Origin of the sequence: Streptomyces sp. NBC_00704 (assembly GCF_036226605.1) — a bacterium.
GTDB lineage: Bacteria > Actinomycetota > Actinomycetes > Streptomycetales > Streptomycetaceae > Streptomyces.
The window spans coordinates 5,073,529-5,086,155 of sequence record NZ_CP109000.1 but is presented as its reverse complement, the minus strand read 5'-3'; the positions used below and the strand labels follow the sequence as shown (position 1 = coordinate 5,086,155).

Genomic DNA, 12,627 nt, shown 5'->3' with positions numbered 1-12,627 from the left:
GACAGGCCCCCAACCAACGAGCCCTCGAACCAGCGGAGCGTCAGATCGTCGACGCGTCGATCACGAACCGGTAGCGGACGTCGCTGGCGACCACGCGCTCGTAGGCGTCGTTGATCTCGTGGGCGCCTATCAGCTCGATCTCGGCGCCCAGGCCGTGCTCGGCGCAGAAGTCCAGCATCTCCTGGGTCTCCGCGATGCCGCCGATCATGGAGCCGGCGAGGGTTTTGCCGCCGCCGATTACCGAGAAGAGGCTGAGGGTGATCGGCTCCTCGGGGGCGCCCACGTTCACCAGCGCGCCCTCGGCCTTCAGCAGCGACAGGTAGGCGTTGAAGTCGAGCGGGGCCGAGACCGTCGAGAGGATGAGGTCGAAGGAGCCGCTCAGCTCCTGGAAGGTCTTCTCGTCGCTGGTGGCGTAGTAGTGGTCGGCGCCCAGCTTCAGGCCGTCGTCCTTCTTGCGCAGCGACTGGGACAGGACGGTCACCTCGGCGCCGAGCGCGTGGGCGATCTTGACCGCCATGTGGCCGAGGCCGCCCATGCCGAGGACGGCGACCTTCTTGCCGGGGCCGGCGTTCCACCGCTTGAGCGGGGAGTACGTGGTGATGCCGGCGCACAGCAGCGGGGCGGCGACGTCGAGGGCGAGGCCGTCGGGGATGCGGACCACGAAGTTCTCGTCGACGACGATCTTCTGGGCGTAGCCGCCGTAGGTGGGCTCGCCGTCCTTGCCGACGGCGTTGTAGGTGGCGACGCTGCCCGCGGTGCAGTACTGCTCCTGACCGGCCTTGCAGCTGTCGCACTCGCGGCAGGAGTCGACGAGGCAGCCGACGCCGACCCGGTCGCCGACGGCGAACCCGGTGACGCCCGGGCCGACCTCGGAGACGACGCCCGCGATCTCGTGGCCGGGCACCATCGGGAAGATCGCCTCGCCCCAGCCCTCCCTGGCCTGGTGGATGTCGGAGTGGCAGATGCCGGCGAACTCGATGTCGATCAGGACGTCGAACTCGCGGACTGAACGGCGTTCGATGGTCGTGCGCTCCAGGGGAGCCTTGGCGGTGGGAGCGGCGTACGCGGCGACGGTGGTGGTCATGCCGGGGGTCTCCTAGCGGGGGTTGCTTCGTGTCCGGCCTGCCTTCCGAACCGGGCACGGCAGCCAGCCTGCCCCGTCTCCCGGCATTCACCCAGGTCACGCCTTTGCGTATGTCCGCTGTGCCTACTACTGGCGGGGTCAGGATGCTGTGCGTACGACCGTGAATACTGGACGACATGGACGAACGCCCCGAACCCGCCTCCGGCGCCTCGCTGGACCGGCGTGCCGAACTGAGCGAGTTCCTTCGCACCCGGCGGGCCCGGCTCAAGCCGGAGGACGTGGGGCTGCCCGACTTCGGCCGGCACCGCAGGGTGCCGGGGCTGCGGCGGGAGGAGCTGGCGCAGCTGGCCGGGGTCTCGGTGGCGTACTACACGCGCCTGGAGCAGGGCAACGGGCGCAACGTGTCGTCGGAGGTGCTGGACGCCATCGCGCGCGCCCTGCGGCTGACGGACGCCGAGCACGCCCATCTCACGCACCTCGCGAAGCCGAAGCAGAAGAAGAAGCAGACGGCGCGGTCCCCGCAGGCGCGGCCGGCGTTGCAGCAGTTGCTGGACGCGATGGACGCGGTGCCGGCGTACGTCATCGGGCGGCGTTCGGAGATCCTCGCGTGGAACCGGATGGCGGCGGCGCTCTTCGGCGACTGGGGCGAGCTGCCGGTGGCGGAGCGCAACTGGGCGCGGCTGACGTTTCTGCGCCCGGACTACCACGACCTGTTCGTGGACTGGGAGCAGAAGGCGATCGACATCGTGTGCGTCCTGCGCATGGAGGCGGGCTGCCATCCGGACGATCCGCGACTGTCCGCGCTGGTGGGCGAGTTGTCGGTGAAGAGCGAGGACTTCCGGCGGCTGTGGGCGACGCACGACGTCAAGGAGAAGAATCACGGCGTGAAGCGCATGACGCATCCGCTGGTGGGCGATCTCTCCCTGAACTTCGAGGGGTTCAGGCTGTCGGACGGCAGTGAGCAGGTGCTGGTGACCTATCACGCGGAGCCGGGGTCGGCGTCGGCGGAGGCGCTGCGGCTGCTGGCGAGCTGGGGCGCCGACGCCACCCGGGCGGGGTCGCGGGCGCCGTCCGCCTGAGAGCGTGCGGCAGCCCGGTGCTCGGGCAGGAACGGCCCGCCGGAGGCTGCTCTTCCGGCGGGCGTTCCCTCACGTCTCAGTGAACGGGCGGGGGCGGCCGGGAGGCGGCGGCCGGGGCGGCGGCGGTCCGGGCGGCGGTGGCCGGTCAGGCGGACGGGGCGTTCTCCTTGACCGTGATCCTGCCCTTGCGGATGGTCGCGACCCGGGGGGCCTTCCTCGCGATCGCGGAGTCGTGGGTGACCATGACGAAGGTCAGCCCGTGCTCCTCCCACATGCGGTGCAGCACGTCCATGATCTCGTCGCGCATGCTCTCGTCGAGGTTGCCGGTGGGCTCGTCGGCGAGCAGCACCTTCGGCTGCTTGACCAGCGCGCGGGCGATCGCGACGCGCTGCTGCTGGCCGCCGGACATCTCGGACGGCAGGTGGCGCAGGCGTTCGCCGAGGCCGACGGAGACCAGCGCCCCGGCGGCCCGCTCGCGCCGTTCCCGGGCCCTGACGCCGAGCGGGACGAGCGCCGTCTCGACGTTCTCCTGCGCGGTGAGGGTGGGGATGAGGTTGAAGGACTGGAAGACGAAGCCGATGTTCTCGCTGCGCACCTTGGTCAGCTTCGCCTCGGAGAGCTTGGCCAGGTCGACGCCGTCGAGGACGATCTCGCCCTCGGTGGGCCGGTCGAGGGCGCCGATCATCTGGAGCAGGGTGGACTTGCCGCCGCCGGTGGGGCCCTGGATGACGAGGCGGTCGCCGTCCGGGACGGTCAGGTCGACGGCGTCGAGGGCGTGGACGGTGTCCTTGCCGCGGGTGTAGCGCTTGGTGACGCCTCTGAGTTCGTACATGGGGAGCGCTCCTGGGTCTGGGTTCGGTGGAGTGGGAGGGCTACTCGACGCGGCGCAGCGCGTCCGCGGGGCGCAGCCTCGACGCCCGCCAGCCGCCGAAGGCCCCCGCGACGAGGCCGCCGCCCACGGCGAGGACCACCGCGACGGCGACGGTGGTGGCGCTCACCGGCGCGGTCAGGGCGACGTCGAGGGTCCTGGCGGCCGCTTGGCGGCCGGCGCCGAAGCCGCCGCCCGCGCCGGGGCCGTCCTGACCGCCGCCGAGCCGGGCCTGGAGCGTGGGGCTGATCGCGGTCACGGTGTACGCGCCCGCCAGGCCGAGGGCGATGCCGAGGGCTCCGCCGAGCAGTCCGTTGACCATGGCCTCGCCGGCCACCTGGCGGATGACGCGGCCGGACTTCCAGCCGAGGGCCTTGAGCGTGCCGAACTCGCGGACGCGCCGGGAGACGGCCGAGGAGGTGAGCAGGCCTGCGACGAGGAAGGCGGCGATCAGCACCGCGACGGACAGCCACCGGCCGACGGTGGCGGCGAGCGAGGAGGCCGTGCTGAGGGAGCCGGAGACGGTGTCCGCGAGGTCGGCGGAGGTCGTGACCGTCGTCCCCGGCACGTTCTTCTGGACGGTCGCCTTGACGCTGTCGATCTTCGTCGAGTCGGACGCCTCGACGTAGATCGTGGTGACCTTGTTCTTCGCGTCGGCGAGGGTCTGGGCCCGGGTCAGCGGGATGTAGACGTCGGCGGCGGCGTCGCCGCTGTCGGCCGTGGCGATGCCGATCACCGAGAGCTTGACGCCGTTGACGGTGAGCGTGGAGCCGACCTTGAGCGACTTCGTCCTGGCGTAGGCGGAGTCCACGACGGCGACCGTGGCGTCGGTCTCGGTGGACTTGAAGGTGCGTCCCGCGGTGATCGTGGAGGAGGTCAGCGGGCCGAGCCGGGGCTCGGTGACGTCGGCGCCGTAGACGGAGTAGCTGTCGACGTCGAAGTCCGCGCCGCCGCCCTGCACTTCGCCCTGCGGGTCGCCGCTCGCCCGGCCGCCGCCGCGGGACCCCTGGCCGCCGCCCGTGGTGCCGCCGTTCTGCTGGAACTGACCGCGGGTGAACTGGCCGTCGATCTTGACGACCCGCAGGCTGAGCCCGCCGACCGCGCCGGAGACCCCGCTCTGCTTGCCGACCTGGGCGACGGTCGCCGCCGGCAGGGTCTGGAAGCCCTGCACCATGACGCGGTCGGTGCTCTGCCGCGCGCCGGAGTCGTCGTCCTGGGCGTCGAACCGGAACCGCGGACGGTCGGAGGCGTTCGCGGTGGGCGAGGCGGCCTTGGTGACGGTCATGTCGGTGCCGAGGCCGTACAGGGACTCCAGGACGGTGTCCTGAGCCTTCCCCATGCCGGACGAGACGGAGGAGACCACGACGACCAGGGCGATGCCGAGCGCGAGACCGGAGGCGACGACGAGGGCCGCTCTTCTGCGGCGGCGCAGTTCGCGCCTCAGGTAGGTGAAGAACATGGCCGCACGCTAGGTACGGCGCGTGATGACTGAATAAGGCCGGGATAAGAGGCCGATGAGAACGCGGGAACGCGAGACGGGCGCCGCGGGGGAAGCGGCCGTGCCCGGAAAACGACGGCGCCGCCCCTGGGGGGGCGGCGCCGGAGAGCTGTGTGCGGGGGTGGCGACGGTCCGTCAGACGGCCGAACCGGCCTTCCACTGGGCCCAGTCCATGTTCCAGCCGTTGAGGCCGTTGTCCGGGGCCACGGTCTTGTCGCCGGTGTTCTTGACCACCACGACGTCGCCGACGATCGAGTTGGTGAAGAACCAGTAGCCGGCCGTGCCCTTGTCGTCGGCGCCCTTGGTGTCGGACAGGCCGACGCAGCCGTGGCTGGTGTTCACCGAGCCGAAGATGGACTTCGCGCCCCAGTAGTTGCCGTGCACGAAGGTGCCGGAGTTGGTGAGGCGGATGGCGTGCGGGACGTCCTTGATGTCGTACTCGCCCTTGCCGTCGTCGTCGGTGAAGCCCACGGTCGCGCCGTTCATGCGCGTCTCCTTGAACTTCTCCGACATGACCATCTGGCCTTCGTACGTCTTGTTGTCGGGCGAGCCGGCGGAGATCGGGATGGTCTTGACGACCGCGCCGTTGTGCGTGACCTTCATCTGCTTGGTCTTCGCGTCGACGTAGGAGACCTGGTTGCGGCCGATCTTGAAGGTGACCGTCTTCTGCTGGACGCCGAAGACGCCCTTGGCGCCCTCCACACCGTCGAGCGCGAGCTTCAGCGTGACGGTGGAGTTCTCCTTCCAGTAGTCCTGCGGACGGCAGTCCATGCGCTGGGTGGAGAACCAGTGGCAGACGACCTCCTGACCACTGGTGGAGGTGACGGTGACGCCCTTCTGGACGGCCGCCTTGTTCGTGATCGCCTTGTTGAAGTTGATCGACACGGGCATGCCCACGCCGACGGTGGAACCGTCCTCCGGCGTGAAGTTGCCTATGAAGCTGTTGTTCGGCGAGACCGTGGTGAAGGAGGCGTTCTCGTGGGCCACCAGACCGCCGGAGTCCTTCGCCTCGGCGGCCACCTTGTAGGTGGTGGAGCGCTCCAGTTGCTGGTTCGGCTTCCAGCTGGTCTTGTCGGCGGAGAGCGCGCCCTCGACCGCCTTGCCGTCGGCGGTGGTCATCGTCACGGAGGAGAGCGTCCCCTTGCTCACCGTGACGGCCGCCGAGTTGTTGATGGAGGCGTTGTCCGTGCCGTCCGCCGGTGTGATCTTGATCTGGGCCTCGGAGGACTTCTGCGCCGCCGCCTCGTCGGCCTTGGCCTGCGAGTTGCCGCCCCCGCCGTCCGAGCCGCCGCTGTCGCCGCCGGAACACGCAGAGAGCACCAGAACACCGCCGAGCAGGGCGGACGCGACCGTCAGACCTCGACGTCGCCTACTGTCCGTCATCACACGCTTCTCCATCGTCGCCACTTGCCTGAACCCCGAGAGTCCCCGTTTCAAGACCTTCAACGCTACGGCCGGTTCGTCCCGTTCCACTCACCGCGAAGGTGTGGGGCATGCCACGTTCGCGGCACGCATGGTGCGGGATACGGCTCGTGCGCCCCCTGAGACGACGGAACCCCGGGCGGCGGTTGCCGTCCGGGGCCACGGGTTTCCCCCGCAACGCTCAGCCGGTGCCGCCCTCTTCGCCGTCGGACTCGTCGTCCGGGTCCCCATCCTCGTCGACATCATCCCCGTCGAGGTCCCACTCCGGCGAATCGGGGTCGTACGCGACCCGCTCGCTGGACCAGGAGGCCTGCTGGAGCTCCACTCCGTCGACCTCGCCGACCAGGTCGAACGGGTCGACGAGGTAGGCCAGCGCCTCGGCGGTGTCCTGCCTCACAGCGCCCTCGGCGTGGGCGCGTTCGGCGTCCGGGACCCCGTCGTCCTCGGCCAGCCGTCGCAGCGCCGCCGCCGTCACGGCGTCCTCGTCGTGAACCTCCAGCAGAATATCCACTCGAATACGTACAAAACGTGATGACTCTTCAGTGCTCATGGCCGGAGCGTACGGCTAGGGGCTCCCGCGGCTTTCCCGCGACCCGCGCCTTTCATTAGCATCGGGCCACACGGCCAATTCGCCAGCGTCACAAGGGGATCGATATTCCGTGTCATCCGCTCGCCGTCCGTTGCTGACCGCCACCGCCGCGGGGACCCTGCTGGGCGCCCTGTGGTTCGTCCCGTCCGCCAACGCGTCCCAGGACGTCCCGGTCAGAACGGAGACGACGACGCAGGTCACGACCCAGGCACGGGCCGCGTCGACGACCACGGCCGGCGCGCTGCACACGACCCGCGCGAGCGCCGGCCACGCGTCGGCCCTCACGGCCGTGCGGACCGCGGACGACGCCGCGGCGGACACCGCGACCGACGACGGCGCCCGGCTCGCCGACACCGGAAGCTCCGACACGACCCCCTATGTCGTGGGCGGGACCACGCTGCTCGCCCTGGGCGCGGGCTTCGTCTTTTACTCGATTCGCCGGGAACGCCTGGGTTTTTGAATCGACTTGACTGATCTTTGACGACTTCTTCATAGTTCGCTCATGAAGAGATCATCGGGGGCACGGCTGTGCGCCATCGCCGCCATAAGCGCACTGTCGCTCTCCGTCCTGACCGCCTGTTCCGACGAGGGGGACGAGGGCTCCGCCGACGCCAAGAGCACGGCCTCCGCCACCGCCTCGGCCTCCGGGGCCGCGTCCGACGCCAAGTCGCTGCCCAAGGCGGAGCTGGAGAAGCTGCTGCTCGCCCAGGGCGAGGTCAAGGGCTACAAGGTCGGCTCGGGCGACGACACCCTGCCGGCCTCCAAGAGCGCCGTGAAGACCGACAAGGAGGCGTGCGCTCCGCTCGCCTACGCCATGTCCGGTCTCGCGCCGGGCGACACGGAGTCCGGCGCGAGCAACTCGCTGACCGAGGACAACGCGTCGGCCGCCGCCACCAAGGCCCCCGGCGACATCAGCGAGTCGGACCTGGAGAACGCCTTCAAGGTCAACCTGACCTTCGTGGGGCTGTCGTCGTACGAGGGCGACGGCGCGCAGAAGGCGTTCAAGGCGGTCTCCGACGGCATCGCGGCCTGCTCCGGCGGCTTCGAGGTCACCGCCCAGGGCGAGAAGCAGAAGATCACCAAGGTGGCCCCGGACAAGGCCCCGGGAGCCGGTGACGAGTCCGTGGCGTTCAGCGTCGACTCCGCCGTCGACGGCGAGGGCTCGGCCACCTTCCACACCCAGGTGGTGCGCAAGGGCAACACCGTGGCCTCGTTCTACACGGTCGACTTCGCCTCGCTGACGTCCACCGGCAAGTCGGCCACCGTGCCGGCCGCCGTCGTCACCGCGCAGCTCGCGAAGATCAAGTAACTTCCGCGGCTCTCCAGGCCCCGTCCGCGCGCCGTTCCGGTGCGAGGGCGGGGCCCGTGCCGTGGCGGCGCTACCTCAGCGGGCCGGTGACCGTCTCCACGGCGGCGACGACGCCTCCGCCGCGCACGAACGCGTCCGCCGCCGCGAGATCAGGCGCGAGGAACCGGTCCGGGCCGGGGCCCTGGACGCCCGCCGCGCGCACGGCGTCGATGACCGCGCGCGTGGCCGGCGCCGGGTTCAGCCCCTCGCGCAGCTCGACGCCGCGCGTGGCCGCGTACAGCTCGACGGCGAGCACGCGGGTGAGGTTGTCGACGGCGCTGCGCAGCTTGCGGGCCGCGGACCAGCCCATGGACACGTGGTCCTCCTGCATCGCGGAGGACGGGATCGAGTCGGCGGACGCCGGGACGGCCAGCCGCTTCAGCTCGCTGACCAGCGCGGCCTGCGTGTACTGGGCGATCATGAGCCCGGAGTCGACGCCGGCGTCGTCCGCGAGGAACGGCGGCAGGCCGTGGCTGCGGTTCTTGTCCAGCAGCCGGTCGGTGCGCCGCTCGGCGATGGAGGCGAGGTCGGCGACGGCGATGGCGAGGAAGTCGAGCACATAGGCGACCGGCGCCCCGTGGAAGTTGCCGTTGGACTCCACCCGGCCGTCGGGCAGCACCACCGGGTTGTCCACGGCCGAGGCCAGCTCCCGCTCGGCGACGAGACGGGCGTGGGCCATGGTGTCGCGGCCGGCGCCGGCGACCTGCGGGGCGCAGCGCACCGAGTAGGCGTCCTGGACGCGCGGGGCGTCGTCCTGGTGGTGGCCGGTGAGTTCCGAACCCGCCAGCACGGCCAGCATGTTGGCGGCCGAGGCGCCCTGGCCCGGGTGCGGGCGGATGGCGTGCAGCTCGGGGGCGAGGACCTTGTCGGTGCCGAGCAGGGCCTCCAGCGACAGGGCGGCCGTGACGTCGGCGGACTTGTAGAGCATGTCGAGGTCGGCGAGGGCCATGACCAGCATGCCGAGCATGCCGTCGGTGCCGTTGAGGAGGGCCAGGCCCTCCTTCTCGCGCAGTTCGACGGGGGCGATGCCGTGCTCGGCGAGCAGGTCGCCGGCGGGCCGGACGACGCCGTCGGGGCCCTCCGCGTCGCCCTCGCCCATGAGCGTGAGGGCGCAGTGGGAGAGGGGGGCCAGGTCGCCGGAGCAGCCGAGGGAGCCGTACTCGTGGACGACCGGGGTGATGCCGGCGTTCAGGATGTCGGCCATCGTCCGCGCGACCTCGGGCCGCACGCCGGTGTGCCCGGAGCAGACGGTCTTCAGCCGCAGGAACATCAGCGCCCGGACGACCTCGCGCTCCACCCGCGGGCCCATGCCGGCCGCGTGCGAGCGGACGATGTTGCGCTGGAGCTGGGCGCGCAGTTCGGGGCTGATGTGCCGGGTGGCGAGGGCGCCGAACCCGGTGGAGACGCCGTAGACGGGCTCGGGCTTGGCCGCCAGCGCGTCCACGATCTCGCGGGCCGCGGCGAGGGCCGCCACCGCCTCGTCGGAGAGCTCGACGCGGGCGCCGCCGCGCGCCACGGCGAGCACGTCGGACGCGGTGACCCCGTGCGTCCCCACCACCACAGTGTGCATATCCATATTCAGGAGCGTAGTGATTGAAGACGAAGATGTCACCAGTGGAGACCGGGTTCGCCCCTTACCGACTGCGTCACACCGTCAGGGCCGCCCCCGGAACCTGCGCCGCTCCGCGCCGCGCTCCCGTTCCGGCGGCGGCTCGTCGGCCAGCCGCACCACGGGATCGTCCGGACCCTCCCGCCCGGCGACCACCGGCCGGGCGGCCCGCACGGCCTTCGCCCGGTACTGCGCGGCGTCGGCCAGCCGGAACAGCCGCCGCGCCGAGCCCACCGGCCCGATCGGGTCCTCGGTGGAGGCGACCCCGCAGGCCACCCCCTCGCCCAGCTCCAGCTCACCGGCCCGCCGGCACAGCTCGCCGGCGACCTTGACGACGTCGTCGGCGGGCGGGCCCACGGCCAGCAGGCAGAACTCGTCCCCGCCGAGCCGGGCGGCCAGCCCGCCCGGCAGCATCGCCCCGCACAGCGAGAGCACCGACCCGAACCGCTCCAGCAGCCGGTCGCCGACGGCGTGCCCCAGGGTGTCGTTGACCCGCTTCAGCCCGTTGAGATCGCACACGACGAGGCTGACCACGACCCCCTCCGCGCGGTGGCGCTCGACCGCCTCCTCCAGCCGCACGTCGACGGCCCTGCGGTTGGCCAGACCGGTCAGGGCGTCGGTGAAGGCGAGCCGGCGGGCCTCCTCCAGCCGCTCGGTCTGCGCGAGCCCGGCGGCCACGACGGCGGCCAGCACGGTGGCGAAGTCGGCGTCCGCGCGGCCGAAGACGACTGCGCCGACCGGGCGGGCCACGTACAGCTCGCCCCAGGCCCGTCCGTGCAGCACGATCGGCGCGACCACGCAGGAGCCGCGGCCCCGGCGGCGCAGGGCGGCGACCCTCTGGTGGCAGTAGCCCGGACGCCCGGCGGCCGGTCCCTCGGCCGTCTCCACCCAGGCGTTGGGCTCGCCGCCGGACGCCCAGCGCTCGTGCAGGAACTCGGTGATCTCGGGGAACCGGTGCACCGGGTAGGCCTCGGCCTCGGGGAACTCGTCCTCGCCAGCCGCCCGGGCGCCCACGTTCACCAGCACGCGCAGCCGCCCGAGGTCGCGCTCCCACACCGACAGGGCGGCGAAGCCCCCGGACAGCGCGCGGCACGCGCCGAGCGCCGCCGCCCGCCACGATTCGCGGGGGGTGCGCGCGGCCGCCATGCCCTGCGCGAGCGCCACCACGGCCACGAGGCGCGTGTCCTCGCCCATCGCCTCACCCCTGCCCTCGCCCATCACCCCAGGCTAGGGATATTTGGGTGAAAAAGAGACACGGAGGGGGCACTTAGAGTGACGCGGACCGTCCCCGCCGGCTCACTCGCCCGGCCACTGCGGCTTCCGCTTCTCGTTGAACGCGGCCACGCCCTCCGCCCGGTCCCCCGAGAACGCCACCGACCGCCACGCCGCGTCCTCGACCTCCAGCCCGGCGCGCAGGTCCAGCCCCTGCCCGAGCCGCAGCGCCCGCTTCGCCGCCCGCAGGCCCACCGGCGAGTTGGCTCCGATCCGCGCGGCCAGCGCGAGCGCCTCCTCCCGGTCCCGCCCGTCCTCCACGAGGACGTCCACCAGGCCCAGCTCACGGGCCTCGGCCGCCGCCACCCGGCGGGCGGTGAAGACCAGCTCGGCCGCCCGCGCCGCCCCCACCCGGCGCGGCAGCAGCTGCGTCCCGCCGCCGCCCGGGATCACGCCCACCGACACCTCGGGCAGCCCCACCACGGCGGTGCCGTCGGCCACGATCAGGTCGCAGGCGAGCGCCAGCTCGAAGCCGCCGCCCAGCGCGAAGCCGTGCACCGCCGCGACCGTGGGGACCGGCAGCTCCAGGACGCCGGTGTAGGCCCCGCGCGTGTACGGCCGCTGGCGCACGAGGTCCGCGTCGCTGAAGGAGTTGCGCTCCTTGAGGTCCGCGCCCACGCAGAACGCCCGCTCGTGCGTCGAGGTCAGCACGACCACCCGGACGTCCCGGTCCCCGCCCAGCGCCGCGCAGGCCCCGGCGATCGACCGGGCCATGTCGGTGGAGACCGCGTTCATGGCCTTCGGCCGGTCCAGTGCCAGCTCCGCGACATGCCCGCCGTCCCCGTGCCGGCGCACCGCCACGAACTCCCCGAACCGCTCCTCGTCCCCGACGCCCACGACACCGCTCACGACACCCTCCGGGTTAACGATGGTTAACAACTGTGGTCCGATCATCGCAGCCGGGGCCCGGCGGCGAAAGGGCGGACCCGTCCCGATCGGGGCCCCCGCCCACTCGTTCGAGTGACATCCCGCCCAACTCGCCCCGCACCCCTCACAGGAGCGCATAACGTGCGTCCGCCCCGGCGCGGCGGGGGCGCGAGCGCATCCGGGAGGAAACGCGATGACGAGCACGCGGACCGGGGCGGCCCCGACGACACAGGACCTCAGGGTGCAGGACCTCATGGCACAGGGCCTCACGGCGCTGGACCTGGCCGCATCCGGGCCGACGGCCCCGGCGGAGGACGGGACCGAGCGGCCGTGGGTTCCCCGCTCCCGTGGCCGGCATCGCCGTCCCCGCCCGCACAAGGTGCTGTTCGCCGCCGGCGGCCTCGCCCTGGCGGCGGGGGTGCTGAGCCTGGTGCGGCTGACGCCCGACGCGGGAGGTCCCGCCGGGATCGGGGCCGCGGAGGCCGATCCGCAGCCCGATCCCGTGGCGAGCACCGGAGCCGACACTGGGTCGGACTCCGGGTCGGACGCAGGGGCCGGCGTCGGTCCCGGCCGCTCGGTCGACACGGCCGCCACCGTCGCGCCCTCCCCGAGCGCGCCCAGCGCGATGGGCGGCGCGAGCGCCGGCCCGGCCCGCGACACCGGCCTCGTACCGGGCGCCCCGGGCTCGCCCACGTCCGTCGCCCTCACTCCGGGCGCCACCTACACCCCGGCCGCACCCGGCCCGGCGGCCACGGGGCGCGCCGCCGGCACACCGCGGTCACCCGAGGCGCCGCGGCCAGCGCCCACCGCGAGCACGGCCCCGCGGCCCTCGCGGACACCGGCTCCCGCCCCGGCCACCACGCCGCCCGCGCCCCAGCCGTCGCACACCGGGGCCCCGCGCCGGCCGGGCGTCTGCGTCCCGGTCGTCGGCCTGTGCGTGGACCCGCTCGTCGGCCCCCTGCCGAAGCTCTAGCAAGGCCCGCGCAGGGGG

The 12,627-nt window shown here is 72.6% G+C and carries 12 protein-coding genes; 4 read left to right on the top strand and 8 right to left on the bottom strand.

The features are described from left to right. Nucleotides 1-40 precede the first annotated feature (40 nt). Entirely contained in the window at nucleotides 41-1,084 is a 1,044-nt protein-coding gene (locus OG802_RS22330) for an NAD(P)-dependent alcohol dehydrogenase (protein ID WP_329413033.1), read from the bottom strand. A 176-nt stretch (nucleotides 1,085-1,260) separates the two neighbouring features. Here OG802_RS22330 and OG802_RS22325 point away from each other — a divergent pair, with 176 nt between their 5' ends. Continuing rightward, a complete protein-coding gene (locus OG802_RS22325) occupies nucleotides 1,261-2,163 on the top strand; it encodes a helix-turn-helix domain-containing protein (protein WP_329413031.1) in 903 nt (300 codons plus the stop codon). 145 nt (nucleotides 2,164-2,308) lie between these two features. On the opposite strand, the gene OG802_RS22320 is transcribed toward OG802_RS22325, so the two are convergent. From OG802_RS22320 to OG802_RS22305, 4 genes are all read right to left on the bottom strand, one after another. Next, the gene (locus tag OG802_RS22320; RefSeq protein WP_329413030.1) at nucleotides 2,309-2,995 is read right to left on the bottom strand and encodes an ABC transporter ATP-binding protein; all 687 of its coding nucleotides are present in this window, start codon (nucleotides 2,993-2,995) and stop codon (nucleotides 2,309-2,311) included. A gap of 40 nt (nucleotides 2,996-3,035) precedes the next feature. Continuing rightward, the gene (locus tag OG802_RS22315) at nucleotides 3,036-4,490 is read right to left on the bottom strand and encodes an ABC transporter permease (protein WP_329413028.1); all 1,455 of its coding nucleotides are present in this window, start codon (nucleotides 4,488-4,490) and stop codon (nucleotides 3,036-3,038) included. Between the two features lie 174 nt (nucleotides 4,491-4,664). After that, nucleotides 4,665-5,912 carry a L,D-transpeptidase gene (locus tag OG802_RS22310; protein ID WP_329413027.1) on the bottom strand — a complete coding sequence of 416 codons (1,248 nt, stop codon included), beginning with the start codon at nucleotides 5,910-5,912 and terminating at the stop codon, nucleotides 4,665-4,667. A 220-nt stretch (nucleotides 5,913-6,132) separates the two neighbouring features. After that, a complete protein-coding gene (locus OG802_RS22305; RefSeq protein WP_329413025.1) occupies nucleotides 6,133-6,501 on the bottom strand; it encodes a hypothetical protein in 369 nt (122 codons plus the stop codon). A gap of 109 nt (nucleotides 6,502-6,610) precedes the next feature. On the opposite strand from OG802_RS22305, the gene OG802_RS22300 reads away from it, so the two are divergent. Together OG802_RS22300 and OG802_RS22295 are read left to right on the top strand one after the other, a co-directional pair. Then, entirely contained in the window at nucleotides 6,611-7,000 is a 390-nt protein-coding gene (locus OG802_RS22300; protein ID WP_329413023.1) for an LAETG motif-containing sortase-dependent surface protein, read from the top strand. Between the two features lie 42 nt (nucleotides 7,001-7,042). Then, nucleotides 7,043-7,849: a hypothetical protein gene (locus OG802_RS22295; RefSeq protein ID WP_329413022.1), complete on the top strand. Its 807-nt coding sequence runs from the start codon at nucleotides 7,043-7,045 to the stop codon at nucleotides 7,847-7,849. Between the two features lie 70 nt (nucleotides 7,850-7,919). Here the strand turns inward: OG802_RS22295 and hutH are convergent, their stop codons facing one another. From hutH to OG802_RS22280, 3 genes are all read right to left on the bottom strand, one after another. Next, nucleotides 7,920-9,458, bottom strand: coding sequence for a histidine ammonia-lyase (gene hutH / locus OG802_RS22290; RefSeq protein ID WP_329417302.1), 1,539 nt, complete (start codon nucleotides 9,456-9,458; stop codon nucleotides 7,920-7,922). Nucleotides 9,459-9,542: 84 nt separating this feature from the next. Beyond that, entirely contained in the window at nucleotides 9,543-10,691 is a 1,149-nt protein-coding gene (locus OG802_RS22285; protein WP_329417300.1) for a GGDEF domain-containing protein, read from the bottom strand. Between the two features lie 102 nt (nucleotides 10,692-10,793). Continuing rightward, entirely contained in the window at nucleotides 10,794-11,663 is an 870-nt protein-coding gene (locus tag OG802_RS22280; RefSeq protein ID WP_443055296.1) for an enoyl-CoA hydratase/isomerase family protein, read from the bottom strand. A 166-nt stretch (nucleotides 11,664-11,829) separates the two neighbouring features. On the opposite strand from OG802_RS22280, the gene OG802_RS22275 reads away from it, so the two are divergent. Continuing rightward, nucleotides 11,830-12,609 carry a hypothetical protein gene (locus OG802_RS22275; protein WP_329413020.1) on the top strand — a complete coding sequence of 260 codons (780 nt, stop codon included), beginning with the start codon at nucleotides 11,830-11,832 and terminating at the stop codon, nucleotides 12,607-12,609. The last annotated feature ends 18 nt before the right edge of the window (nucleotides 12,610-12,627 follow it).